This window comes from Pengzhenrongella sicca (genome assembly GCF_017569225.1).
In the GTDB taxonomy this organism is placed as follows: Bacteria; Actinomycetota; Actinomycetes; order Actinomycetales; family Cellulomonadaceae; genus Pengzhenrongella; species Pengzhenrongella sicca.
In genome coordinates, this window is record NZ_CP071868.1 from 3,034,739 (window position 1) to 3,059,051 (window position 24,313).

General features: G+C 73.2%; 21 protein-coding genes. 7 read left to right on the forward strand and 14 right to left on the reverse strand.

What is annotated here, in order from left to right; genetic code table 11:
* Positions 1-183: 183 nt before the first annotated feature.
* Together J4E96_RS13940 and J4E96_RS13945 are read left to right on the forward strand one after the other, a co-directional pair.
* Positions 184-1,221, forward strand: coding sequence for a LacI family DNA-binding transcriptional regulator (locus J4E96_RS13940; RefSeq protein ID WP_227422696.1), 1,038 nt, complete (start codon positions 184-186; stop codon positions 1,219-1,221).
* Between the two features lie 32 nt (positions 1,222-1,253).
* Complete coding sequence (locus J4E96_RS13945; protein ID WP_406619891.1) at positions 1,254-3,005, forward strand: glycoside hydrolase family 13 protein; 1,752 nt, start codon at positions 1,254-1,256, stop codon at positions 3,003-3,005.
* Positions 3,006-3,019: 14 nt separating this feature from the next.
* Here the strand turns inward: J4E96_RS13945 and dusB are convergent, their stop codons facing one another.
* From dusB to J4E96_RS13960, 3 genes are all read right to left on the reverse strand, one after another.
* Positions 3,020-4,183: a tRNA dihydrouridine synthase DusB gene (dusB, locus tag J4E96_RS13950; protein WP_227422697.1), complete on the reverse strand. Its 1,164-nt coding sequence runs from the start codon at positions 4,181-4,183 to the stop codon at positions 3,020-3,022.
* 46 nt (positions 4,184-4,229) lie between these two features.
* Entirely contained in the window at positions 4,230-5,615 is a 1,386-nt protein-coding gene (locus J4E96_RS13955; protein WP_227422698.1) for a glycine--tRNA ligase, read from the reverse strand.
* Between the two features lie 83 nt (positions 5,616-5,698).
* Positions 5,699-7,081, reverse strand: coding sequence for a C1 family peptidase (locus tag J4E96_RS13960; RefSeq protein WP_227422699.1), 1,383 nt, complete (start codon positions 7,079-7,081; stop codon positions 5,699-5,701).
* 141 nt (positions 7,082-7,222) lie between these two features.
* Between J4E96_RS13960 and J4E96_RS20330 the strand changes: the two genes are divergently transcribed.
* The 5 genes from J4E96_RS20330 (at position 7,223) to J4E96_RS13990 (ending at position 11,517) form a co-directional block, all read left to right on the forward strand.
* On the forward strand, positions 7,223-8,161 hold the full coding sequence (locus J4E96_RS20330) for a bifunctional GNAT family N-acetyltransferase/NUDIX hydrolase (RefSeq protein WP_319637683.1): 939 nt from the start codon (positions 7,223-7,225) through the stop codon (positions 8,159-8,161).
* A gap of 176 nt (positions 8,162-8,337) precedes the next feature.
* On the forward strand, positions 8,338-9,300 hold the full coding sequence (locus J4E96_RS13975) for a metal ABC transporter solute-binding protein, Zn/Mn family (RefSeq protein ID WP_227422700.1): 963 nt from the start codon (positions 8,338-8,340) through the stop codon (positions 9,298-9,300).
* Entirely contained in the window at positions 9,291-10,070 is a 780-nt protein-coding gene (locus tag J4E96_RS13980) for a metal ABC transporter ATP-binding protein (protein WP_227422701.1), read from the forward strand. Before J4E96_RS13975 ends, J4E96_RS13980 begins: the two co-directional genes overlap by 10 nt.
* 17 nt (positions 10,071-10,087) lie before the next feature.
* Entirely contained in the window at positions 10,088-10,966 is an 879-nt protein-coding gene (locus tag J4E96_RS13985; RefSeq protein WP_227425767.1) for a metal ABC transporter permease, read from the forward strand.
* Positions 10,963-11,517 (forward strand): DedA family protein, encoded by a 555-nt coding sequence (locus J4E96_RS13990; protein ID WP_227422702.1) that lies wholly within the window; start codon positions 10,963-10,965, stop codon positions 11,515-11,517. The genes J4E96_RS13985 and J4E96_RS13990 overlap by 4 nt, the downstream gene beginning before the upstream one ends.
* A 13-nt stretch (positions 11,518-11,530) precedes the next feature.
* Here the strand turns inward: J4E96_RS13990 and J4E96_RS13995 are convergent, their stop codons facing one another.
* The 11 genes from J4E96_RS13995 to J4E96_RS14045 form a co-directional block, all read right to left on the reverse strand.
* A complete protein-coding gene (locus J4E96_RS13995) occupies positions 11,531-12,376 on the reverse strand; it encodes an isoprenyl transferase (RefSeq protein WP_227422703.1) in 846 nt (281 codons plus the stop codon).
* Positions 12,376-13,107 carry a DNA repair protein RecO gene (recO, locus tag J4E96_RS14000; protein WP_227422704.1) on the reverse strand — a complete coding sequence of 244 codons (732 nt, stop codon included), beginning with the start codon at positions 13,105-13,107 and terminating at the stop codon, positions 12,376-12,378. The genes J4E96_RS13995 and recO overlap by 1 nt, the downstream gene beginning before the upstream one ends.
* Before the next feature lie 45 nt (positions 13,108-13,152).
* Positions 13,153-14,799: a GGDEF domain-containing protein gene (locus J4E96_RS14005; RefSeq protein WP_227422705.1), complete on the reverse strand. Its 1,647-nt coding sequence runs from the start codon at positions 14,797-14,799 to the stop codon at positions 13,153-13,155.
* Between the two features lie 149 nt (positions 14,800-14,948).
* Positions 14,949-16,706: a 2-isopropylmalate synthase gene (gene leuA / locus J4E96_RS14010; RefSeq protein WP_227422706.1), complete on the reverse strand. Its 1,758-nt coding sequence runs from the start codon at positions 16,704-16,706 to the stop codon at positions 14,949-14,951.
* A 171-nt stretch (positions 16,707-16,877) separates the two neighbouring features.
* Positions 16,878-18,344, reverse strand: a complete 1,467-nt coding sequence (locus tag J4E96_RS14015; protein ID WP_227422707.1) for an outer membrane protein assembly factor BamB family protein — start codon at positions 18,342-18,344, stop codon at positions 16,878-16,880.
* Positions 18,345-18,380: 36 nt separating this feature from the next.
* Entirely contained in the window at positions 18,381-19,871 is a 1,491-nt protein-coding gene (locus tag J4E96_RS14020) for an alpha/beta hydrolase family protein (protein WP_227422708.1), read from the reverse strand.
* A gap of 23 nt (positions 19,872-19,894) precedes the next feature.
* A complete protein-coding gene (era, locus tag J4E96_RS14025) occupies positions 19,895-20,785 on the reverse strand; it encodes a GTPase Era (protein WP_227422709.1) in 891 nt (296 codons plus the stop codon).
* The gene (locus tag J4E96_RS14030) at positions 20,782-22,065 is read right to left on the reverse strand and encodes a hemolysin family protein (protein ID WP_227422710.1); all 1,284 of its coding nucleotides are present in this window, start codon (positions 22,063-22,065) and stop codon (positions 20,782-20,784) included. The genes era and J4E96_RS14030 overlap by 4 nt, the downstream gene beginning before the upstream one ends.
* A gap of 19 nt (positions 22,066-22,084) precedes the next feature.
* Positions 22,085-22,537: an rRNA maturation RNase YbeY gene (ybeY, locus tag J4E96_RS14035; RefSeq protein WP_227422711.1), complete on the reverse strand. Its 453-nt coding sequence runs from the start codon at positions 22,535-22,537 to the stop codon at positions 22,085-22,087.
* Positions 22,537-23,634 carry a PhoH family protein gene (locus tag J4E96_RS14040; protein ID WP_227422712.1) on the reverse strand — a complete coding sequence of 366 codons (1,098 nt, stop codon included), beginning with the start codon at positions 23,632-23,634 and terminating at the stop codon, positions 22,537-22,539. The genes ybeY and J4E96_RS14040 overlap by 1 nt, the downstream gene beginning before the upstream one ends.
* A 271-nt stretch (positions 23,635-23,905) precedes the next feature.
* A complete protein-coding gene (locus J4E96_RS14045) occupies positions 23,906-24,253 on the reverse strand; it encodes a histidine triad nucleotide-binding protein (RefSeq protein ID WP_227422713.1) in 348 nt (115 codons plus the stop codon).
* Positions 24,254-24,313: the final 60 nt, after the last annotated feature.

Below are 24,313 nucleotides of genomic sequence, written 5' to 3' on the forward strand. Positions count from 1 at the left end.
AAGCGATGGGATGCTGCGACCGGCGCCGGGGGGCCAAGCCGCCCCGCGCTGGTCCGGATGGCACGACGCTAACCCGCAATTCGCGGGTCTGCAACCTGTTGCGGTAACTTTCAGGCAACGGTTTCAGGCCCGCTTCTCCTACCCTGGCAAGCCGAGCTCACCCGCAGCAGAGAAGAAGGCCCCATGTCCGCCACGGTCCCGCCCGCCCGCACCCGCCTGACCGACGTCGCCAACCAGGCCGACGTCAGCACGGCGACCGTCTCGCGGGTGCTCAACGGCAAGCCCGGCGTCTCCGCGCAGACCCGCCAGTCCGTGCTCGCGGCGCTGGACATGCTCGGGTACGCGCGGCCGGAGAAGCTGCGGCTGCGATCCGCGGGCCTGGTCGGGCTGATCGTCCCCGAGCTCACCAACCCGGTGTTCCCCGCGATCGCGCAGTCGATCGAGTCGATGCTCGCGGCCCGCGGGTACACGCCACTGCTGTGCACGCAGGCCCCGGGCGGCACGACCGAGGACGAGTACATCGAGATGCTGCTCGACCGCGACGTCGACGGCATCGTGTTCGTCTCCGGCCTGCACGCCGACACCTCCGCGAGCCGCGAGCGCTACCACGCGCTGCGCAGCCAGGGCCTGCCGATCGTGCTGATCAACGGCTACGCCGAGGGCGTCGACGCCCCCTTCATCTCCACCGACGACGGCGCCGCGATGGATCTCGCGGTCCGGCACCTGACGTCGCTCGGGCACCGCGGCATCGGGCTCGCGATCGGTCCCGACCGGTTCGTGCCCGCGCAGCGCAAGGTCGTCGGGTTCGCCGAGAACCTGCGCCGGCAGCTCGGCGTCGACGACGTCGCGCCGCACATCGTGTCCACGCTCTTCACCGTCGAGGGCGGCCAGGCCGCGGCCTCCGAGCTCATCGCCTCGGGCCACACCGCGATCGTGTGCGGGTCGGACCTCATGGCGCTCGGCGCGATCCGCGCGGCGCGCGCCCGCGGCCTGAGCGTGCCGGGCGACGTGTCGATCGTCGGCTTCGACGACTCGCCGCTGATGGCGTTCACGGACCCTCCCCTGACGACCGTGCGCCAGCCGCTGGCCGCGATGGGCGCGGCGGCCGTCACCACGCTCGACGCCGAGATCGACGGCACCCGCGGCCCACGCACCGAGCTGCTCTTCTACCCCGAGCTCATCGTGCGAGGCTCGACCGGCTCCGCACCCGTCCCCGCCTGACCTCCACCCCCGAGCGAACCCAGGATCCCCCAGTGACCGCACAGACCCCGACGCCCGCACCCGCCGCGCACGCCCGCGCGGCGCTGACCCACGCCCCGCTCGTGCACGCGCCGCGCGCAGAGCCGGGGCAGTGGTGGCGGCACGCCGTCATCTACCAGATCTACCCGCGCTCGTTCGCCGACGCCTCCGGTGACGGCATCGGCGACCTGCCCGGGATCACGGCGCGCCTGGACCACCTCGTCGAGCTCGGCGTCGACGCGATCTGGCTGTCGCCGTTCTACCGGTCGCCCCAGGCCGACGCGGGGTACGACGTCGCGGACTACCGCGACGTCGACCCGCTGTTCGGGACGCTCGCCGACTTCGACGAGCTCCTGGCGGGGGCCCACGCGCTCGGGCTGCGGGTCGTCGTCGACCTCGTGCCCAACCACACCTCGGACGAGCACGTCTGGTTCCAGGCCGCGCTCGCCGCCGCGCCCGGCAGCCCCGAACGCGCCCGCTACTTGTTCCGCGAGGGCAAAGGGGCGGACGGGGCCGAGCCGCCGAACAACTGGGAGTCCCTGTTCGGCGGCCCCGCCTGGACCCGCCTCCCCGACGGCCAGTGGTACCTGCACCTGTTCGACACGCGGCAGCCGGACCTCGACTGGGAGAACCCGCAGGTGCGGGACGAGTTCGAGGACGTGCTGCGGTTCTGGCTCGACAAGGGCGTCGACGGGTTCCGCGTCGACGTCGCGCACGGTCTCGTCAAGGAGCCCGGCCTGCCCGACTGGGACGGCCAGGCCGCGATGATCGAGGGCAGCACCGCGGCCCCCGGCGACCGCAAGGTCGGCGACCACGGGCCGATGTTCGACCAGGACGGCGTGCACGAGATCTACCGCGCGTGGCACCGGGTGCTGGCCGAGTACGACGGCGACCGCGCGCTGGTCGCCGAGGCGTGGGTCGAGCCGCTCGAGCACCTGGCCGACTACGTGCGCCCGGACGAGATGCACCAGGCGTTCAACTTCGCGTTCCTCGCGACGCGCTGGGACGCCGTCGCCCTGCGGCCCGTGCTCACCGCCTCCCTTGTCGCGAACGACGCCGTCGGCGCGCCGACGACCTGGGTGCTCTCGAACCACGACGTCGTGCGGCACACCTCCCGCCTCGGCCTGGCCGACGCCGGCTCGCGCCCCACGGGCATCGGCGCGCAGGACGAGCAGCCCGACGAGGCGCTCGGGCTGCGCCGCGCCGGCGCCGCGTCGCTGCTCATGCTCGGGCTGCCTGGCTCGGCGTACCTGTACCAGGGCGAGGAGCTCGGCCTGCCCGAGCACACCGCCCTCGACGACGACCTGCGCCAGGACCCGTCGTGGTGGCGCTCGGGCTACACCGAGCGCGGGCGCGACGGCTGCCGCGTCCCGCTGCCCTGGGAGGCGGGCAGCGCGGGCTTCGGCTTCTCCCCCACCGGCGCGACCTGGCTCCCGCAGCCCGCGAACTGGGCCGCGTACGCGCTCGACGCGCAGCGCGGCATGGCGGGCTCGACGTTCGAGAGCTACCGCACCACGCTGCGGCTGCGGCGCGAGCTCGGGCTCGGGTCCGGCTCGCTCGCGTGGGCGGACGTCACGCTCGGGTTCGACCCGCGGTGGGTGCTGGCGTTCGTCAACGCCGGGGTGCTCGTGCTGACGAACCTCGGCGCCCACCCCGTCCCGCTGCCGGCGGGCGTCACCGTGCTGCACGCCAGCGCGCCGCTGGTCGCCGCCGACGGCGTCACGCTCGTGCCCACCGACACGACGGTCTGGGCGGAGCTGGTCTAGGCGCTCGAGCTGGTCTAGCCCCCCGAGACGCTGAGCTCGGCCTCGTGCAGCGCGCGCCGGAAATCCTCGCTGAGGTCGCGCGAGTCGAGCCAGCCCTCGGGCAGGGACACCCGCTTGGGCGAGCCGGCGCGCCCGCGCGGGCCCTCGGCCGGCTCGCCGGGGTAGGGCTGGTCGAGGTCGAGCTGGGCGAGCAGGTCCTCGAGCTCGGTCAACGTCGAGACCAGCCCGAACGACCGGCGCAGGTCTCCGCCGACGATGTAGCCCTTGAAGTACCAGGCCATGTGCTTGCGCATCTCGCGCAGCGCCTTGGACTGCTCGCCGAAGTGCTCGACCATGAGCTCCGCGTGTCGGTGCACGACGGCGGCGACCTCGCGCACGCCGGGCCGCACGCGCACGTCCGAACCGGCGAACGCCGCGGCGAGGTCGGCGAACAGCCACGGCCGGCCCTGGCAGCCCCGGCCGACGACGACGCCGTCGCACCCGGTCTGCGCGACCATCGCCACCGCGTCCTCGGCGGACCAGATGTCGCCGTTGCCGAGCACCGGGATGTCGGTGACGGCCTGCTTGAGGGCCGCGATCGCGGCCCAGTCGGCCGTGCCGGAGTAGTAGTCGGCCGCGGTCCGCGCGTGCAGCGCGACCGCCGCGATCCCGACGTCTTGCGCGATCCGGCCCGCCTCGAGATAGGTGAGGTGGCCGTCGTCGATCCCCTTGCGCATCTTGAGGGTGACGGGCACGCCGAAGGGGGCGGCGGCGTCGACGGCGGAGCGCACGATCGAGGTGAACAGGTCCCGCTTCCAGGGCAGCACCGCCCCGCCGCCCTTGCGCGTGACCTTCGGGACGGGGCAGCCGAAGTTGAGGTCGATGTGGTCGGCGCGGTCCTCGGACGCGATCATGTGTACCGCGGCGCCGACGGTCGCGGGGTCGACGCCGTAGATCTGCACCGAGCGGGGCCGCTCGTCGGGCTCGTGCGCGATGATCCGCAGCGACTCCTCGCCGCGTTCGACGAGCGCGCGGGACGTGACCATCTCCGCGACGTACAGGCCGGCGCCGCTCTCGCGGCACAGGCGCCGGAACGCGGCGTTAGTGACCCCGGCCATCGGCGCGAGCACGACGGGCGTGTCGACGGTCAGCGGGCCGATCCGCAGGGGCGGCAGCAGTCGCGTGGAGGAAGCGGTCACTCCCCCAGTGTCGCGTACCGCCGCCGCCGGCGGTGAATCCCCTCGGTCAGCAGCCCAGGAGGCGGGCGCCGAGGTACTCGGCGACCTGGGTCAGGGCGACGCGCTCCTGCGCCATCGAGTCGCGGTGGCGGATCGTGACGGCCTGGTCGTCGAGCGTGTCGAAGTCGACCGTGATGCAGAACGGCGTGCCGATCTCGTCCTGGCGGCGGTACCGGCGGCCGATCGCGCCGGCGTCGTCGAACTCGACGTTCCAGTGCCCCCGCAGCTCGGCCGCGAGGTCGCGCGCCTTGGGTGACAGGGCCTCGTTCCGCGAGAGCGGGAGCACGGCGGCCTTGACCGGCGCCAGCCGCGGGTCGAGCTTGAGCACCGTGCGCACGTCGACGCCGCCCTTGGTGTTGGGCGCCTCGTCCTCGGTGTACGCCTCGACGAGGAACGCCATCAGCGAGCGCGTCAGGCCGGCGGCCGGCTCGATCACGTACGGGACCCAGCGCTCGTTCTTGGCCTGGTCGAAGTACGACAGGTCGACGCCCGAGTGCTCGGTGTGCGTCTTGAGGTCGAAGTCGGTGCGGTTCGCGACGCCCTCGAGCTCGCCCCACTCGCTGCCCTGGAAGCCGAACCGGTACTCGATGTCGACCGTCCGCTTGGAGTAGTGCGACAGCTTCTCCTGCGGGTGCTCGAAGTGGCGCAGGTTCTCGGGCGAGATGCCCAGGCCCGTGTACCAGTCGGTGCGCGCGTCGATCCAGTACTGGTGCCACGTCTCGTCCGTGCCGGGCTCGACGAAGAACTCCATCTCCATCTGCTCGAACTCGCGCGTGCGGAAGATGAAGTTTCCGGGCGTGATCTCGTTGCGGAAGGACTTGCCGATCTGGCCGATGCCGAACGGCGGCTTCTTGCGGCTCGTCGTCACGACGTTGGCGAAGTTCACGAAGATGCCCTGGGCCGTCTCGGGCCGCAGGTAGTGCAGGCCGGACTCCTCCTCGACGGGTCCGAGGTAGGTCTTGAGCATCATGTTGAAGTCGCGCGGCTCGGTCCAGGCGCCGCGCGTGCCGCAGTTCGGGCAGGCGATGTCGGCGATGCCGTTCTCGGGCTCGCGGCCCTTCTTCTCGGCGTAGCCCTCGATCAGGTGGTCCGCGCGGAAGCGCTTGTGGCAGCTCGTGCACTCGGTGAGCGGGTCGGTGAAGACCCCGACGTGCCCGGAGGCCTCCCACACCTTGCGGGGCAGGATGACCGAGGAGTCGAGCCCGACGATGTCGTCGCGGCTCGTGACCATCGTGCGCCACCACTGCCGCTTGATGTTCTCCTTCAGCTCGACGCCGAGCGGACCGTAGTCCCAGGCGGACCGGGTGCCGCCGTAGATCTCTCCCGCGGGGAAGACGAAACCACGGCGCTTGGCCAGGGAGATGACGGAGTCGAGACGAGAGGGCGCAGCCACGGAGATATTCACCTTCGGCAGGGGCCCCGCCTGGCTGGCGGGGGCGGACGCACCAGGCTACCGGCGCGCGCCCCCGGCCGCCGTCAGGCCAGCGCGCCCATCGGGTCCCAGGCGGCGAGCGCGAGCGGCTCGACGGCCAGCGCGGCGCGGTAGGCGTCCGGCAGTGCCGACGTGCGCACCGCCACCTCGAAGACGTACTCGTCGAACCAGGAGTCCTCCATGGTGTAGAACCCCTTCTCGCCGCCCTCCTCGCCCCAGGAGTTCTCGACGCGCCAGCGGCGCGGGATCCCGTCGACGACATCGACGCCGGTGAGCAGCATCGCGTGCGTCATGAGCGACTCGCCGAAGCGCACCCGGTCCTCCTTGTCCATGGACAGCTCGGCGCCGTAGACGCCGTCCAGGTCGAGCAGGTCGGCCGCCCACAGGCCCTCCTTACGGAGCATCTGCTGGCTCACGTCGCAGCCGAACCACACCGGCTCGCCGCCGACGATCGCCTCCATCGCGAGGCGCTTCATGACCGAGATCTCGGCGTTGAGGTACAGCACACGGTCGCCGCCGACGACGTTGCCGAGGTGCTCGATCGTGAGCGTGGCACCCTTCGGGTGCTCCGGGCGCGGGTCGTCGACGAGGCAGACGTACTCGCTCACGGGGATGGTCACGTACTTCGCGAAGAACTCCTGGGGCGTGATCTCGCCGTCGCGGTGGAACTCGCCCGCGTCGTCGCGCCACTGCCAGTCGAACGACGACGGCGGGGTGCCGAGATGGATCGCGAGGATCCGGTACGCGTCGGTGACGACCTGGGCGCGCGCGGCGTCGACGGCGGCCGGGGTCGCGCCGTCGGCGAGCAGCTCGCGCAGCGTCCGGGCGGCCCGGCGCAGCAGCGAGCGCAGGGATCGGTTGAGCACGGCGGTGTTGCCCGAGGACTCCGTCTCCGGCATGGCCTCCTTCGGCACGACGCCGTGCTTGAGGAACACGTTCGTGGCCATGTTCCACTGGCCGCCGTCGCCGACGACCTCGGCGAGCAGGAACGAGACGAGGCGGTCGTCGACGGGCCGGTCGGCGGTCGCGACCATGTCGGCCAGGAAGTAGTTGACGCGCTCGAGCTTGTCCCAGAACATCGCGTGACTCTGGGAGAACTCGAACTGCTTGACGCCGAGCTCGGCGCGCGCGCCGAAGCGGAACAGGTTCAGGGCCGCGAACAGCCAGCAGCGCCCGGACTTCTTCTGGTTGGCGACGCCCCAGTCGTCGAGCCGGTGCGACATCGTGGTCGAGAGCGAGACCTGGCGGGCGTGGTTGACCGCGACCAGCTCGAGGCCCGCGCGCGTGACGGCGTTCTGCGTGCGCACTGCGGTCGGGTCGGCGGTGAACGCGGCGGCGAGGCCGCGCAGGACACCGGGGGTCAGCTCGGCCGCCGGCGAGCCTGCCGGCGCGCTGGTGACGTGGACCACTGAGGACGTGCTCGTCATGGTGCTGCTCGATTCCCTTGCCGAAGTCAACGCTGTGCCGGGCACGACCTTAGCCGCGCACCCACGGGGCCCGCTGGCGCGGCGAGGCCGGCTCCGCCGCGCTGGGCCGCGCTGGGCCGCTGGCTGCGCCAGACTCGGGCGATGACCTCGACGCCCCGCCACGACATCCGGGTGCGCCCGGTGGACCCGGCCGCCGCGCAGGTGCGGGCGCTCGTTCACGCCCACCTCGCGTTCGTGCACCGGCACAGCCCGCCGGAGGACGTGCACGCGCTCGAGGCGGACGGGCTGGCGGGCGCGGACGTGTCGGTCTTCGGTGCGACGGCGGCCGACGGCGGCACGCTGCTCGGCATCGGCGCGTTGCGCGCGCTCGAGCCGGGGCATGCGGAGCTCAAGTCGATGCACGTCGCCGAGGCGGCCCGCGGATGCGGCGTCGGGCGGGCGATCCTTACGCACCTCATCGCGACGGCCGGCACCCGTGGGGAGACCCGGATCAGCCTCGAGACCGGGTCGATGGCGGCCTTCGAGCCCGCGCGGGCGCTCTACGCCTCGGCCGGTTTCCGCCCGTGCGGGCCGTTCGGCGAGTACGTCTCGAGCCGACACAGCACGTTCCTGACGCTCGGGCTCCGCTTCCAGGTGGTGCCCGCCGCGTACGTCGTCTTTCGCCGCGCGGGCGACCGGGGCGAGGAGGTGCTGCTGCAGCTGCGCCGCGGCACCGGCTACCTCGACGAGCACTGGGCCTGCGCGGCGGCCGGTCACGTCGAGCAGGGCGAGTCCATGGTCGACGCGGCGCGGCGCGAGACCCGGGAGGAGCTCGGCCTTGAGGTCGACCCGGCAGACCTCGAGCCGCTGTGCGGCATGCACCGGACCGGGCCGGGCGGCTGGATCGACCAGCGGGCCGACTTCTTCTTCGCGTGCCGGCGCTGGCGCGGGGAACCGCGGCTCGTCGAGCCCGACAAGGCCGCCGAGCTGCGCTGGTTCCCGCTCGACCAGCTGCCCGACCCCGTCGTGCCGCACGAGCTCGTGGTGCTCAGCTCGCTCACCACGGGCGGCCCTCCGCCGCTGCTGACGTACGGCTTCTAGCGGCGCCTGTGGGCGTTCGGCTCTCTGGCGCTCACGTGTGGGCGTTCGGTCCCCTCCGCCCCCCGGAAGGGGACCGAAGCTCCACACCCGCGGCGCTGACGAACGAAGGCCCACATCCGTCGCCTCGCGCGTTCGTGGTTTTGACAATGATTCTCATTTCATTGAGAATCATCCTCATGTACTCCACTCGCTCGTTCGCCCTGCCTGCGCTCGCGGCCGCGACCCTCGTGCTCGCCGGTTGCTCCACGACCGCCTCGGGGGACGCCGCCGACGGCGGGTCCGACGCGTCGGTGCAGGTGCTCGCGTCCTTCTACCCGCTGCAGTACGTCACCGAGCGCGTCGGCGGCGACCTCGTCGACGTGAGCTCCCTGACGCCGCCCGGCGCCGAGCCGCACGACGTCGAGCTCTCGCCCCGCCAGGTGCGCTCGGTCGGCGAGACGGATCTCGTGGTCTACCTGTCCGGGTTCCAGGCCGCGGTGGACGAGGCTGTCGCCGCGCGCGAGCCCGCCCACGTCGTCGACGCCGCCGACTCGGTCACGCTCGTCGAGAGCCACGACACCGCCGACCACGGCGCCGAGGACGGCGGCGCCGAGGAGCACGCCGCTGACGACGACGCGCACGGCGCTCTCGACCCGCACTTCTGGCTGGACCCGAGCCTGCTCGCGGACCTCGCCGCGCCGGTCGCCGCAGCGCTGACCGGGGCCGATCCCGCCCACGCCGACTCGTACACGGCGAACGCCGCGGCGCTCGAGGCCGACCTCGACGCGCTCGACGCGGAGTACGAGAGCGGCCTCGCGACGTGCGAGACCCGGGTCGTCGTGACCGCGCACCAGGCGTTCGGGTACCTCACCGCGCGGTACAGCCTCGAGCAGGTCGGCATCTCCGGGCTCGACCCCGACGCCGAGCCCTCCCCCGCCCGACTGAAGGAGATCGGCGACGTCGTCCGCGCCGAGGGCGTGACCACGATCTTCTCCGAGGAGCTCCTGAACCCGAAGGTGGCGCAGACGCTCGCGTCGGACCTCGGCATCGAGTCCGCCGTGCTCGACCCGGTCGAGAGCCTCGCGGACGCGAGCTCCGACTACCGTGGAGTCATGGAGCAGAACCTCGTCACGCTGCGCGGCGCGCTCGGGTGCTCGTGACCCCGGCCGTCCGCGCCCGTGGCATCCGGGTCGTGCTGTCGGGGAACGCGATCCTGCGCGGCATCGACCTCACGGTGCACGACGGCGAGGTCGTGGCCCTACTGGGGGCCAACGGGTCCGGCAAGTCGACCCTCGTGCGCGCCCTCGTTGGCGCGGTTCCGATCGACGCCGGCGACATCGAGCTGCTGGGCCGCCCGCTGGGCCCCGGCGTCGAGTGGAGCCGGATCGGCTACGTCCCGCAGCGCGTCAGCGCCGCGACCGGCGTGCCGGCCACGGCCGGCGAGGTCGTCGCGTCCGGGCTCCTGCACGGCCGCCGCCTGCGCCCGCCGCGCCGGGCCGGCGCCGCCGTGACCGCCGCGCTGGGCCTCGTCGGGCTGTCCCACCATGGCGACCGCCCGGTCCGCGAGCTGTCCGGCGGCCAGCAGCAGCGCGTGCTCATCGCCCGTGCGCTCGTGCGCGACCCTGCCCTGCTCGTGCTCGACGAGCCCGTCGCCGGGGTCGACCTGCCCAGCCAGGAGGCCTTCGCCGCGACGCTCACCGACCTCACGGCCCGCGGGCGCACCGTCCTGGTCGTGCTGCACGAGCTCGGCGCGCTCGCACCGCTCGTCCAGCGCGCCGTCGTGCTGCGCCACGGCATGGTCGTGCACGACGGCGCCCCGCCGCGGCCCACCCCCGAGCACGGCGACGCCGATCACGACCACGTGCACCCGCACGAGCCCGCCGAGCTGTCCGCCTCGAGCGACACCGCCGGGCTGAGGTGGGAGCCGTGATCGAGGAGCTCACCGGCATGCTCGGGGACCCCCTGATGCAGCGAGCCCTGCTCGCGGCGCTGCTCGTCGGGCTCGCCGCGCCCGTGATCGGCACGTACCTCGTCCAGCGGCGGCTCAGCCTCCTCGGCGACGGCATCGGGCACGTCGCGCTAACCGGCGTCGCGCTCGGCTGGCTGGTGAGCAACGTGATGGACCTCGCGCCGCGGGACGTGCTCGCGGTGCCCGGCGCCGTCATCGCCGCGGTGATCGGCGCGGTCGTGATCGAGCTGGTCCGCGAGCGCGGGCGCACGAGCGGGGACGTGGCGCTCGCGCTCCTGTTCTACGGCGGCATCGCTGGCGGCGTGCTGCTCATCTCGCTCGCCGGCGGGACCAACGCCAACCTCATGGCCTACCTGTTCGGCTCGATCTCGACCGTCTCGAGCGCCGACCTGTGGCTGACCGTCGTGCTCACCGCGCTCATCCTCGGCGTCGGGATCGGGCTGCGCACCGCGCTGTTCGCCGTCTGCCACGACGAGGAGTTCGCCCGCGCCGCCGGCCTGCCGGTGCGCGTGCTGAACATCACGATCGCGGTCATCGCCGCGCTCACCGTGACGGTCTCGATGCGCGTGGTCGGGCTGCTGCTGGTCAGCGCGCTGATGATCGTGCCGGTCGCGGTGGCCCAGCTCGTGGCGAGCTCGTTCCGCCAGACCATGTACCTCGCGATGGGCATCGGGGTCACGGTCTGCGTGACCGGCCTGTCGATCACGTACTGGAACGACCTGTCCCCCGGCGCGACCATCGTGGTGCTCGCGATCGGCGTGTACACCGTCGTGGCCCTCGCCCGCCCCCTCGTGCAGCGGGTGCGGCCGCACGACCCGCACCCCCAGGTGCCCGACGACGTCACGGTGGGTGCGTGAACGATGTCCCGGCCGTGCTCGGTCTCGATCGGCTGACCTTCCCGGCGCTCGTCGCGGCGCTGTTCGTCATCGTGCTGCTGCGCGCCCAGGCCACCTATTGGCTGGGGCGCGCCGTCCGCTCGAGCACGGTGCGGCTGGGCCGCGGGCACCCGCCCACGGGCTGGTGGGGCCGGGTCGTGATGGCCGTCGAGCGTTGGTCGCGCAGTGCGGGCGGCCGGCGCGCGCTCGCGCTCGTACGCCGGTGGGGGGCACTGGCGGTCACGCTGAGCTTCTTCACGGTCGGCGTCCAGACCGCCGTCAACGCCGCGGCCGGGCTGTCCCGGATGCCGTTCGCGCGGTACCTGCTCGCCATGGCGCCCGGCTGCCTCGCATGGGCCCTGATCTACGCCACCGTGGGCTTCGCCGCGTTCTACGGCGCCGTCGCGCTCGCCGCCGGGTCGCCGTGGGCGCTCGCCGGCGCGGCCGCGCTGCTCGCCGCGGGCGTCGCCGCCCTCGCCGTCCGCCGACGTCGCCGGGTCGGGTCGGCCGCGGACGGCGGCGCGGCGGGCTGACGGTCGCGCGCGATCACGCGCCGGCCGGGGCTCCCGGCGCCCCGGGCGCGTCGACGGCGCCGCCGTAGCGCCGGTTGCGCCCGGCGTACGTCTCCACGGCGCGCCACAGCGACCGCCGGTCGACGTCCGGCCAGTACTCGTCGAGGAAGACGAGCTCGGCGTACGCCGCCTGCCAGATCATGAAGTTCGACGTGCGCTGCTCGCCCGAGGTGCGCAGGAAGAGGTCGACGTCGGGCAGGTCGGGCTCGTCGAGGTAGGCCGCGACCGTGCGCTCGGAGATCTTCTCCGGGTTGAGCCGGCCCGCCGCGACCTCACGGCCGATCGCCTTCGCGGCGTCGGCGACCTCGGCCCGGCCGCCGTAGTTGACGCACATCGTGAGCGTGCACAGGTCGTTGCCGCGCGTGAGCTCCTCGGCCTCCTCGAGCTCGGCGATCACGGACCGCCACAGCTTGGGCCGGCGCCCGGCCCACCGCACGCGCACGCCCCAGGCGTTCATCACGTCCCGCCGGCGGCGCAGCACGTCCCGGTTGAAGCCCATGAGGAAGCGCACCTCCTCGGGGGACCGCTTCCAGTTCTCGGTCGAGAACGCGTACGCCGAGACGTGCGTGACCCCGATCTCGATCGCACCCGCGACGACCTCGAGCAGCGACGCCTCCCCGGCCTCGTGCCCCGCCGTCCGCGGCAGGCCACGCGCGTTGGCCCACCGGCCGTTGCCGTCCATGACGATGGCCACGTGCTTCGGGACGAACTCGAGCGGGATCGTCGGCGGACGAGCCCCGGACGGGTGGGGCGGCGGCGCGATGATCGCGCGCGCCCGCTCTGCCTGGGGTCCTGGGCTCGCGGCGCTCCGGCGGGCCATCAGACCCGCTCGACGAGGCGCAGGGAACGCAGCTGGCGCTCGAGGTGGAACTGCACGAACGCGGCCACCAGGCCGTCCGCCTCGCGGCGGTGCCGTTCGTGGCTCGCGTCGGCGGGCTCCCACTCGCCGCTGAGCAGCCCCGCGAGCAGCACGAAGGTCTCGGGCGCGGGGGCCATCGCCCCTGGCGGGCGGCAGACGCCGCAGACGGCGCCGCCCTGCGCGACGGCGAACGAGCGGTGGGGACCCGGGGCGCCGCAGCGCGCACAGTCGGTGAAGCTCGGCGCCCAGCCCGCGACCGAGAGCGCGCGGAGCAGGTAGGCGTTCAGGACCAGCCCCGGCGCGTGCGCCCGCTGCGACAGCGACCGGACGGCGCTCACGAGCAGCTGGAACTGGGGCGTCGCCGGCTCGCGCTCGGCCTCGACCAGGCGCTCGGCCGTCTCGAGCATCACGGTGCCGGCGGTGTAGAGCGCGTAGTCCTCGCACACGGGCCGCGCGAACGGCGCGATCGTCACGGCCTGCGTGACGATGTCCAGGTTGCGACCCTCGTGCAGATGGACGTCGACGAGCATGAACGGTTCGAGGCGCGCCCCGAACCGCGAGGACGTGCGGCGCACGCCCTTGCCGACCGCACGCACCTTGCCGTGCGTGCGGGTCAGGAGGGTCACGATGCGGTCGGCCTCGCCCAGCTTCTGGGTGCGCAGCACGATCGCCTCGTCGCGGTAGAGGCTCACGGGACCATTCTCACCTGCGCGGGCCCGATCCGCGGCCGCCGCGCGCTACGCCGGCGCCGGGATCGCGTCCGGCGCATCCCAGCCGAGCACGAGCCGGTTGCGCCCGGACGTCTTCGCCTCGTGCAGCGCGGCGCTCGCGATGGTCAGGACGTCCGCCGGCGACGCCCGCAGCACCACCCCGGCGGAGACCGTCACGGTCAGCTCCCGCGCGAGCTCGTGCCAGGCATGGTCACGCACGGCGGCGAGAATTCGCCCGGCGAGCCCGACGACCGCCTTCTCAGCGACCCCGGGCACCGCCGTCGAACGCGGGTCGAGCAGGACGAGGAACTCGTCGCCGCCGTAGCGCACGACGGTGTCCCCGGACCGGGCGGCCGAGCGCAGGATCGCCGCGAGCCGCACGAGCACCTGGTCGCCGACCACGTGCGAGAACGTGTCGTTGACCCGCTTGAAGTTGTCGACGTCGACGAACACGGCCGAGACCGGGCCGTACGGCCCGCTGAGCGCGTCCTCGAGCACGCGCCGGTTGCCCGCGCCGGTCAGCGCGTCGCGCCGGCTGAGCTCGGTGATGTGCGCGCCCTCCTCGATCAGCCGGTGCACGCGCATCCGCGCCTGGAGGCTGTCGTACCGCGCCTGCCGTTCGGACCACTGGCTCTGCGCCAACCGCTGGTACATCGCGGACGAGCGCGTCACGGCGGGGTGGTCGCCGTACTGGCGCACGTCGAGGCGCATCAGGGCGGCGTCGGCGATCGCCACCCACGTGTTGCGGCGCTCGGCGACCGACACCTCGCGCAGCGCGAGCAGGTGCTCGCGCGCCTGGTCGTGCCGGCCGATCTCGCCGAGCGCGACGCTCAGGGCGTAGTGCGCGAGGAGCCGCTCGACCCGCTCCTGCCGGATCTCGTCGCGCAGCAGCAGCCCCGGCAGCACCTCGAGCGCGGAGCGGGTGTCCCCCAGCATCGTCGCGGCGAAGATCTCGCCCGTGAGCGCGAACGGCTCGAACGAGGTCCGGCCCGTGTCTGCCACGAGGCGGCCCAGCCACGCCGCCCGCGAGGCGCACGCCGAGAACTGCGCCGCGGCGTCGGCCGTCAGTCCCACGACCTGCAGGGCCAGGCCCCACTCGGCGACCGTGTGCAGGGAGTCGGCGACCATGGTCACGGCGTCCCAGGTCCGCAGGTGCGGGATCATGCTGCGGAGCTTGACGTCGCTCGCCTCGAAGAGCTCGACGCGCCGCAGCGCGAGCGCGATCGCGCCATTCGCCGAGATCTGGTTGTACTCCCGCCCCGTGAACGTCCCGAGCATCACCGACGCACGGGCGAGCAGGTCCAGGGCACCGGAGTAGTCCCCGCGCCCGGACTCGGCGTTCGCCTGCAGGGCCAGAGCCTTGGCCTGCCAGTACGCGCGCAGGTCGTTCTGGCTCAGCGCGAGCAGCCGGGCCGCGCACTCCCAGGCCTCGTCGCCGCGCCCGATCTCGTTCGCCGCGAGCCCGCGGATGTACAGCGCGAAGCGCAGCGTCTGCTCGTCGCCGGCCGCCTCGCACAGCGCCTCGAGCGCGTGGCACCCGGTGATCGCCGCCGCGGCGTCGCCGTCCTGGTAGACGGAGTGCACGACGTCCGAGAGGGCGTCGTAGCAGCCGAACTCGCCGACCAGCACGAGCGCGCGTCCAGCGAGGGCCTTGCGGCCCGGGAGCCCCGTCATCTCACCCTCATCGGCACGATGGGCAGCCACCTGAGTCCTGCGGCACGTGTTCACCCGTACGCCCCGTGCCGAGCCGCAGTTCACAGGCTTTCCGTCTCATGCTTCACCCACGTGAATCCCGATGCGTGAGATCGGCCGAAATCCCGAGATCACCGCTGGGCGCGGTTCACCGCAGAGATGATGGCCTTGAGCGACGCCGTCGTGATCGACGGGTCGATCCCGACGCCCCACAGCACCACGTCGCCGACCGCGCACTCGATGTACGCCGCGGCCGCCGCGTCGCCGCCCTCCGCGAGCGCGTGCTCCGCATAGTCCAGCACCGACACCTGGACGCCGAGGCCCGCGAGCGCGTCGACGAACGCGGCGATCGGTCCGTTGCCGGACCCCTGCAGGGTGACGTCCCGCCCGCCGTCGGTCAGGTCGACGCTCAGGGTGTCGGGACCGTCGCCGCCGCTGACGGCGCGCGTGCCGCGCAGCGCGAACCGACCCCACTGCTCGAGCGGCCCCTCGGAGCTGACCGGCAGGTACTCGTCGGAGAAGATCGACCACAGGTCGTCCGAGGTGACCTCGCTGCCGGACGTGTCCGTGAACGCCTGCACGGCCCGGGAGAACTCGATCTGCAGGCGACGCGGCAGGTCGAGGTGGCGCTCGTGCTTCATCAGGTAGCTGATGCCGCCCTTGCCAGACTGCGAGTTCACCCGGATCACGGCCTCGTAGCTGCGCCCGACGTCCTTCGGGTCGATCGGCAGGTACGGCAGCGCCCAGATCAGCTCGTCAGACGTGACGCCCGCCGCGGCGGCCTCGGCGTCGCGCGCCTCGAACGCCTTCTTGAGCGCATCCTGGTGCGAGCCGGAGAACGAGGTGTAGACGAGGTCCCCGCCGTAGGGATGGCGCGGGCTCACGTCCATCTGGGTGCAGTACTCGACGGTCCGGCGGACCTCGTCGATGTCCGAGAAGTCGATCTGCGGGTCGATGCCCTGGCTGAACAGGTTGAGCCCGAGCGTGACGAGGTCGACGTTGCCGGTCCGCTCGCCCTGCCCGAACAGGCACCCCTCGACCCGGTCCGCGCCGGCCATCAGCGCGAGCTCCGCCGCGGCGACGGCGGTGCCGCGGTCGTTGTGCGGGTGGATCGAGATCGCGATGTGCTCGCGCCGCGTCAGGTTGCGGCTCATCCACTCGATCTGGTCCGCGTACGTGTTGGGGGTCCCGCGCTCGACGGTCGCCGGCAGGTTCAGCACGATCTCGCGGCCCTCCTGGGGCTGGTAGACGTCCATCACCGCCTCGCAGACCTCGAGGGCGAACTCCAGCTCGGTGTCCGTGAAGATCTCGGGCGAGTACTCGAGGCCGAACACGGTGGAGTCGTCGAGCAGCTTCTCGGCGAAGTCGACGACGTCGCGGGTGCCCGCGACGGCGAGCTCGCGCGTGGCGTCGCGGTCGTTGCGGAACACGAGGTCCCGGAACACCGGCGCGGTCGCGTTGTACACGTGCACCGTGCCGCGCGGGGTGCCGACGAGCGCCGAGACGGTCCGCTCGATCAGATCGGTCCGCGCCTGCGTGAGCACGGAGATGGTCACGTCCTCCGGGATCGCGCCGTCGTCGATGATCGAGCGCACGAAGTCGAAGTCGGTCTGGCTCGCGGCGGGAAAGCCGACCTCGATCTCCTTGAAGCCCATCCGCACGAGGAGGTCGAACATCCGCCGCTTGCGGCGCGGGTCCATGGGCTCGATGAGGGCCTGGTTCCCGTCGCGCAGGTCGGTCGACATCCAGCGCGGGGCCTGGGTGATCGTGCGCGAGGGCCAGGTTCGGTCGGACAGGTCGTAGGCGGCGAGCCCGGCGAAGGGGCGGTACTTGTGGATCGGCATGGCGGTCGGCTGCTGGGCCGTACGCACCTGGGAGTCGTGTCGCATCAGGTTCTTCCTTTGTCCGTCATCGATGAGCGGCCGGGGCACGACGACCACCGCGACGAGGGACCGGCCGGTCAGACCTCGTCGCGGCGACGAAGGAGGAGTCGCTGCTCGCACGTGTTGCGCACGTGGGAGAGGATACGCACGCTCGGCGGCGCGCGCGCCATCCGTCCGTCAGCCGAGAACGACCAGGTCCCGGTCGGTGAATACCGCGAGCCGCCCGTCGAGCGCGGTGAGGTGCGTCCCGCCCGGCGGCAGCGCCGCGGTCCACCGCGCGCGACCGTCGGCCGGGTCGAACGCGGCCAGGAGCGGGCCGCGCTCGCGGTCCGAGATCGGCACGGCCACGACGTCCCCGTCGGTGACCACCTGCTGGGCGTGGTTGCCGCGCGGCACGGGCACGGACCACAGCCGCTGGCCGCTGCGCGCGTCGAGCGCCACGAGCTCGCGGCCGATGACGACGATCACCCGCCCGTCGAGCACGATCGAGTTCCCCCACGGCATCGTGCCGAGGTCCCACCGCCGCTCGCCGGTCGCGGCGTCCTGCGCGATCATGCCGCCCCGGTCCGGCGGGACGGTGAACAGCAGGTCGGCGGCCGAGCCGTCGTCGACGACGGGCTGCAGGACGGGTCCGTTGATCGCGAATCCGTCCCGGGCGTCGGTCGCCGAGACGGTGCCGTACTCCTCGTCGGCGAGCCCCACGCCGCCGGACTCGCCGACGGCGAACCGGCCGTCCGCCAGGACGGTGACGTCGAGGCCCCAGCCGCCACGCACCGCCCAGTCGCCGCCCTCGAGGTGCCACTCGCCGAGCTGGCGCCCGTCCCGGACGTCCAGCGCCCACGTCACGGGCCCGCCGACCACGACGACGCCGTGCTCGACGCGCGTGTCCAGGGCCCGGGATCCGAGCGCGCCGCGATCGCTCTGACGGGTCCGATGGCTCCAGCGCACCGCCGCGGTCACCGGGTCCTGCCGGGTGATCAAGACCGTCCCGTCGCGGCGCGCCTGACTCACCACGAGATCGACGCCCGCGGCGGCGACCGCGACCGCCGTGCCGGTCAGCGCGCGCTCGGCCACGCGCTCGCCGGTGCCCGCGTCGAGGACGACGAGCCGGACCGCGCCCCCGGCCCGTCCGAGCCCGCCGGGCGAGATCTCGAGCCGGCACGCCAGGTGCTCGACGGCGCCGTCGGCGCCCAGGGGCTGGCACCACAGGTCGTCGCCGGCTCCGAGCTCGGGGAACGGGGCGAGCCACCGCCGCGCCCCGCTCTCCCCCGCCTGGCGCACGACCGCGGTGGCGCCGTCGGCGTCGGGGCCGAACAGGACGACGTCGCCGTCGACGGCGAGCACCCGACCCCAGCCCCGCATCGACGTGCGCCACAGCTCCGCGAACGGCGGCCCCAGCGCGGCGAGCAGCCTCGGCTGCGCCTCGAGGCGGGCCAGCCGCTCGCGTTCGCGCAGCCCCGTCACGGCGACGCCGACGGCCAGAAGGGCCGCGAGGACGGCCGCGACGGGCCACCACCGCCGGGCCGCGCCGCCGAGGCGGCGCGACGGCGAGACGGGTGCGCCGTCGGCGCGCACCGGCCCGCGCGGGTCACGGTCGTCGACGACCTCGACCAGCAGGACCTCCTGCATCTGGCCCCGAGCCATGCTCGACGCTACCGCCGGCGGGCCCGCCGCACCCAGTCAGATGCCGAGCTGGAACACGCCCCAGTAGGCGAGCGTCACGAGCAGCACGAGCGATCCCGTGCCCACCAGGGCGACCGTGACCCGGGCCGGCCAGCCCCGCACGGCGCGCCGCTCGGGGTCCACGCGCACGTCCTCGAGCCGGTTCACGAGCACGGCTGCGACGACGACCGTGCCGACCCCGAGCGCGCGGACCGCGACCCAGCCGCCCTGGACGACCCACGCGTTCTGCTCGTAGTCGAGGGCGAGCCGCGTGATCGCGAGCAGGTACCAGACCAGCGCCCCGACGGTGAGCACGGTGCCGAGGGCCATCGCGAACAGCGGGCCGCTCAGGCCCTCTGCGAGGCCCGTCCCCCGCCGGCGCACCCGGGCCACGAGCCACACCCCCGCGCCGACGACGAGCGCGCCGGCGGACACGATCACGATGTTCAGGACGAGGTTCCCGTCCCCGAACCAGCGCGGCGTCTTGATCGGCACGGCGAGGTACGTCTGGTGCGGCTGGTCGCCGGCGATGCGCGGTTGGGCCGTAGCGGTCGCCGGGAGCCCGGAGATCCAGCGGGACAGGTCCCGGACGAAGTCCGCCGAGACCACGCCGTCGACGCGCAGCCCATGGTCGGCCCCGGCGTAGTAGCGCACGGTGTACTGGTCGTTCCCGGCGACGGCGAGGTCCGCGATGATCTGCTGCGCGCCCTGCACCGTTGGCATCGCGGCGTCGCCGGTGCCGTACCCCACGAACACCGGCTGCATGGTTCGGCGTTGGAAGGGGGTGACGTCGAAGTCGGCGTACTCGAAGCCGCCGCCCGGGAAGTCCATGCCGACGGCGCGCGGGATCGCGCGGAAGACCCCCGACGGCACGCCCGTGTTGCGCAGGTACGCGTCCGCGGCGAAGGCGGCCTGCTCGCGCGGCGGCACGACCGGCGCGGCGATCAGCGCCGCGAACCCCAGCGTCGGGTCGTTGGCGGTCATCACCGGCACGATCCAGGCGCCCTCGCTCTCGCCGTACACCCCGACCTGGCTCGGGTCGATGCCGGGCTGCGCGCGGAGCACCTCCACCGAGCGGGCGTAGTCGCCCGCCATCGCCTCGTAGTCGCGGTGCCGTGTGGAGTAGGTGTCCAGGCGCTTGTTGGGGACCATCGTGACGATGCCCGCGCTCGCGAGCTCATGGGCCTGGCCGCGGAATGCCCGGGAGAACTCGCCGGTGCCGGCGCCGTGCACGAACACGACCCCCGGCAGCGCGCCGCTCAGGCCGACCGGCGAGCTGATCTGCGCCTGGATAACCGTGCCGTCGAGCGCCACGTCGACGATCCGGGTCTCGACCTCGTACGTGCCGACCGGCGCCCCGGCGCTCGGCCCGCCGATCGCGGTCGACTCGGACTGGACGACGAGCGGGTCGGTCAGCGGCACGGGATCCCACTGCGGCCCCATCACGGCACCGGCGAGGGCGAGCGCGATGACGCCGACGGCGGTGGACGCGGCAGTTCGGAAGAGCACGCGGTGATCCTAGGGGGCCGAAATCAGAAACCCATCCGGCCGAGCTGCTTGGGGTCGCGCTGCCAGTCCTTGGCGACCTTGACGTGCAGGTCGAGGAAGACCCGGGTGCCGAGCAGCGCCTCGATCCCGCGGCGCGCCTCGGTGCCGACCTCGCGGAGCCGGGCCCCGCCCTTGCCGATGATGATCGCCTTCTGGCTGTCCCGCTCGACGAAGAGGTTGACGCGCACGTCGAGCATCGGCGTCGGACCCTCCCGCGGCAGGATCTCGTCGACCACGACGGCGAGCGAGTGCGGCAGCTCGTCGCGCACGCCCTCGAGCGCCGCCTCGCGCACGAGCTCGGCGACCATGACGGACTCCGGCTCGTCGGTGAGCTCGCCGTCGGGGTACAGCGCCGGCCCGGGCTCGAGGTGCCCCACGATGACGTCGGCGAGCACGTCGACCTGGTACCCGTCGGTCGCGGACACCGGCACGATGTCGGCCCACTCGCCCAGCTGGCTGATCGTCAGCAGGTGCTCGGCCAGGCGGCCGCGGCCCACGAGGTCGGCCTTGGTCGCGACGGCGATGACCGGGGAGGAGACCTCGGCGAGCTGCGCGGCGATGTAGCGGTCGCCGGGGCCGATCTTCTGGTCCGCGGGCAGGCAGAACACGACGACGTCGACCTCGGTGAGCGTGTCCCGCACGAGCGCGTTCAGCCGCTCGCCGAGCAGCGTGCGCGGCCGGTGCAGCCCGGGGGTGTCGACGAGCACGAGCTGGGCGTCCGCGCGGTGCACGATGCCGCGGATGGTGTGCCGCGTGGTCTGCGGGCGCTCCGACGTGATCGCGACCTTCTGCCCCACGAGCGCGTTCGTCAGGGTCGACTTGCCGGCGTTCGGCCGCCCGACCAGGCAGGCAAAACCGGAACGGAAGTCAGTCATCGTGGGGCTCCATGCAGATCGGTTCGGTCGGGGTAGGGCTCGGGCTCCTCGGGCGCGGAGAGCTCGACGATCAGGGTGGCGAGCTGCTTGCGGCGGCCCTCGACGCGCTCGCCGCGCAGGCGCAGGCCATGGATGTCGCCCTTCGAGCCGGGCAGCGGGACCTTGCCGATCGCCTTGGCGAGCAGGCCGCCCGCCGTGTCGACGTCGTCGTCGTCGAGGTCGAGGTCGAACAGCTCGCCGAGCTCGTCCACGGGCAGCCGCGCGGGCACCCGGAACACGCCGTCCCCGAGATCCTCGACCTCGGGACCCGAGCTGTCGTGCTCGTCCGTGAGCTCGCCGACGATCTCCTCGAGCGCGTCCTCGATGGTCACGAGCCCGGCGATGCCGCCGTACTCGTCCACGACGATCGCGATGTGGGACGAGCTGGCCTGCATCTCGCGGAGCAGGTCGTCCACGGGCTTGGTCTCGGGCACGAACACGGCGGGTCGCTGCAGGGTCTCGACCTTGTCCTTGGCCGCGCCCGGCGCGTCCTGCAGCCGGCGGACGACGTCCTTGAGGAAGACGACGCCGCGCAGGTCGTCGACCGAGTCGCCGGTGACCGGCACGCGCGAGAAGCCGGAGCGCACGAGCAGCGCGAGCGTCTTGCGCAGCGACGTGCCCGCCGGGGTCGTGATCATCTCGGTGCGGGGCACCATGACCTCGCGCGTGAGGGTGTCGCCGAGCTCGAAGACGGAGCGGAACATCTCGCGCTCCTCGTCCTCGATGCCCTCGGACTCGCTGACCCGGTCGACCATGTCCCGCAGCTCGTCCTCGTCAACCTCGCCGCTGCGCCGGACGGCGGGCGCGAGCCGGCCGATCGGCAGCCGCACGGCGAGCGCGAGCAGCCCACTCAGCACCACGAGCACGCGCAGCGGCTGCTTGCGGCCGAGCGTGCGAGGGCTGATCCGGACCAGCACGAGCGCGACGAGGCCCGAGATCAGCACGGACAGCAGCAGGACCTGCCACCAGGACAGCGAGCCGGTGGTGAGCCCGATCGTGATGCAGGTCGTGGCGGTCATCTCGGCGACAAGCCGGACGAATGCCGCCGACGCCGCGGTGCGCGCGGGCGAGACCGTGAGCCGCCGTACCCGCGCGGCCGACGGGTGGCCGTCCGTGACGAGCTCGCTGACGGCGGACCGCGTCACCCGCAGCACCGCCGCCTCTCCCGCGCTGAGCAGCGCGGCGAGCAGAATTCCGGCGGTCGCGACGACGATCAGCAGCCCGATGGGCGCGTCGTTCATCGGGGTCTCGCCACGGCGCTCATCGGCCGGCGAGGAACGTGAGCAGGAGCTGGCGCTGCAGCGCGAACATCTCCTTCTCCTCCTCGGGCACCGCGTGGTCGTAGCCGAGCAGGTGCAAGATGCCGTGCGTCGTCAGCAGCAGCAGCTCTTCCATGGTCGAGTGGCCCGCGTCGAGCGCCTGCCGCGCCGCCACGTCCGGGCACAGCACGACGTCGCCGAGCAGGCCCGCGGGCGTGACCTCACCGTCGGCCCCGGGGCGCAGCTCGTCCATCGGGAAGGAGAGCACGTCCGTCGGACCCGGCTCGTCCATCCACTGCACGTGCAGCTCGCTCATGACCTCGGTGCCGACGAGGAGGATCGACAGGTCGGTCTGCGGGTGCACGTGCATCGCGTCGAGCACGTGCCGGCCGAGCGCGGCGAACTCCGCCTCGTCGCAGGCGAAGCCCGACTCGTTGTTGACCTCGATGCTCATCAGGCGTCCTTCGTCTCTGGGCGGGCCGGGTCCGGCCGGTGCGTCGTGCGCCCGTCCCGCCCGTGGCCGCGGTGGTCCCCGCGACCCGCGCCGTCGGCCGCGTCGTCGTAGCGCTCGTACGCGTCGATGATCTCGCTGACCAGCCGGTGCCGGACGACGTCGGTGGAGGTGAGGCGGCAGAACGCGACGTCGTCGACGTCCGCCAGGATCTCCTCGACCACGCGCAGGCCCGAGGCCACGCCGCGGGGCAGGTCGACCTGCGTCACGTCGCCCGTCACGACGATCTTCGAGCCGAAGCCGAGCCGGGTGAGGAACATCTTCATCTGCTCGGCCGAGGTGTTCTGCGCCTCGTCCAGGATGATGAACGCATCGTTGAGGGTGCGCCCGCGCATGTAAGCCAGCGGCGCGACCTCGATCGTGCCGGCCTCCATCAGGCGCGGGATCGAGTCCGGGTCGACCATGTCGTGCAGCGCGTCGTAGAGCGGGCGCAGGTAGGGATCGATCTTCTCGCTGACGCCGCCGGGGAGGAAACCGAGCTTCTCGCCGGCCTCGACGGCCGGCCGGGTCAGCACGATCCGGCTGACCTGGCGCGCCTGCAGCGCCTGGACGGCCTTGGCCATCGCGAGGTAGGTCTTGCCGGTACCCGCGGGGCCGATCCCGAACGTCACGGTGTTGCGGTCGATCGCGTCGACGTACTCCTTCTGCCCGGTCGTCTTGGGCCGGATCGTGCGCCCGCGGTTGGACAGGATGTTGAGCGTGAGCACGTCCGCGGGCCGATTGCCGGCCGGCGCGGTGAGCATCGCGACGGAGCGGGTGACGACGTCCGCCGTCAGCGGGGTGCCGGCGATGGCCACCTCGGTGAGCTCGTCGATCAGGCGCGCGAGCAGCGCCACGTCGCCGGCCGGGCCCGCGAGGCTGATCTCGTTGCCGCGCACGTGCACGTCGACGGCGCCGAAGCCCTCCTCGATGGCCGCCAGGACCTCGTCGCCGAGGCCGAGGAGCTCGACCATCGAGACGGTGGACGGGACGGTGATCCGGTGCTCGACACGCGCGGGCGACCCACCGGGGGTGCGCCGTGCAGGGGTGGTCTCTGGCATGGGACGGCCGACGGGCCTGCGCTCTCCTCGTTCCGGGGGCGCTCGTTCGCGCACCGCTCGAGGTTCATCCTACCGAGGCCCACTGCGCCGCAAGCCGGCTCGGTCCGGCGCGAGTGTGGCCGTTCGGTCCCCAGCCGCTCGCGTGTGGGCGTTCGGTCCCCTCCGCGGCCTTCGCACCAGCAATTCGCCCACACCCGCGCCGCGCAGAGCAGAACGCCCACATCAAGGCGGGGCCAGTTCCGTCCCGGGGCTCGTACGGCTAGGCGTACGGCTAGGCCGGGGTCCAGCCCAGGCGCGCGCCGGCGAGCAGGTGCGCGTGCACGTGGAACACGGACTGACCCGCCTCGGGCCCGGTGTTGAAGACCAGCCGGAACTGGCCGTCCCCCTCGCTCCCGGCGACCTGGCCCGCAAGCCCGATGACCGCCGCGAGCAGCGCCGGGTCGGATGCGGCGAGCTGCGCGACGTCGACGTGGTGCTCGCGCGGCACGACGAGCACGTGCACGGGCGCTTGGGGGTTGATGTCGCGGAACGCGATCGCGGCGTCGGTCGTGGCGACGATGTCGGCCGCGAGCTCCCCGGCGACGATCCGGCAGAACAGGCATCCCTCGGCGGTCGACATGCTGCCCAGGCTAGCCCGGCGTGGCCCGGCGCCGCGGCCCACCCCGGCGCGGTTCACTGG

What these genes read in the sequence shown, in the direction of transcription:
- J4E96_RS13940 (WP_227422696.1), top strand. Translation starts at nt 184, where the DNA reads ATGTCCGCCACGGTCCCGCCCGCCCGCACCCGCCTGACCGACGTCGCC.
- J4E96_RS13960 (WP_227422699.1), bottom strand. Translation starts at nt 7,081, where the DNA reads ATGACGAGCACGTCCTCAGTGGTCCACGTCACCAGCGCGCCGGCAGGC.
- J4E96_RS20330 (WP_319637683.1), top strand. Translation starts at nt 7,223, where the DNA reads ATGACCTCGACGCCCCGCCACGACATCCGGGTGCGCCCGGTGGACCCG.
- J4E96_RS13975 (WP_227422700.1), top strand. Translation starts at nt 8,338, where the DNA reads ATGTACTCCACTCGCTCGTTCGCCCTGCCTGCGCTCGCGGCCGCGACC.
- J4E96_RS13985 (WP_227425767.1), top strand. Translation starts at nt 10,088, where the DNA reads ATGCTCGGGGACCCCCTGATGCAGCGAGCCCTGCTCGCGGCGCTGCTC.
- J4E96_RS13995 (WP_227422703.1), bottom strand. Translation starts at nt 12,376, where the DNA reads ATGGCCCGCCGGAGCGCCGCGAGCCCAGGACCCCAGGCAGAGCGGGCG.
- J4E96_RS14005 (WP_227422705.1), bottom strand. Translation starts at nt 14,799, where the DNA reads ATGACGGGGCTCCCGGGCCGCAAGGCCCTCGCTGGACGCGCGCTCGTG.
- leuA (WP_227422706.1), bottom strand. Translation starts at nt 16,706, where the DNA reads ATGCGACACGACTCCCAGGTGCGTACGGCCCAGCAGCCGACCGCCATG.
- J4E96_RS14015 (WP_227422707.1), bottom strand. Translation starts at nt 18,344, where the DNA reads ATGGCTCGGGGCCAGATGCAGGAGGTCCTGCTGGTCGAGGTCGTCGAC.
- era (WP_227422709.1), bottom strand. Translation starts at nt 20,785, where the DNA reads ATGACTGACTTCCGTTCCGGTTTTGCCTGCCTGGTCGGGCGGCCGAAC.
- J4E96_RS14030 (WP_227422710.1), bottom strand. Translation starts at nt 22,065, where the DNA reads ATGAACGACGCGCCCATCGGGCTGCTGATCGTCGTCGCGACCGCCGGA.
- ybeY (WP_227422711.1), bottom strand. Translation starts at nt 22,537, where the DNA reads ATGAGCATCGAGGTCAACAACGAGTCGGGCTTCGCCTGCGACGAGGCG.
- J4E96_RS14040 (WP_227422712.1), bottom strand. Translation starts at nt 23,634, where the DNA reads ATGCCAGAGACCACCCCTGCACGGCGCACCCCCGGTGGGTCGCCCGCG.
- J4E96_RS14045 (WP_227422713.1), bottom strand. Translation starts at nt 24,253, where the DNA reads ATGTCGACCGCCGAGGGATGCCTGTTCTGCCGGATCGTCGCCGGGGAG.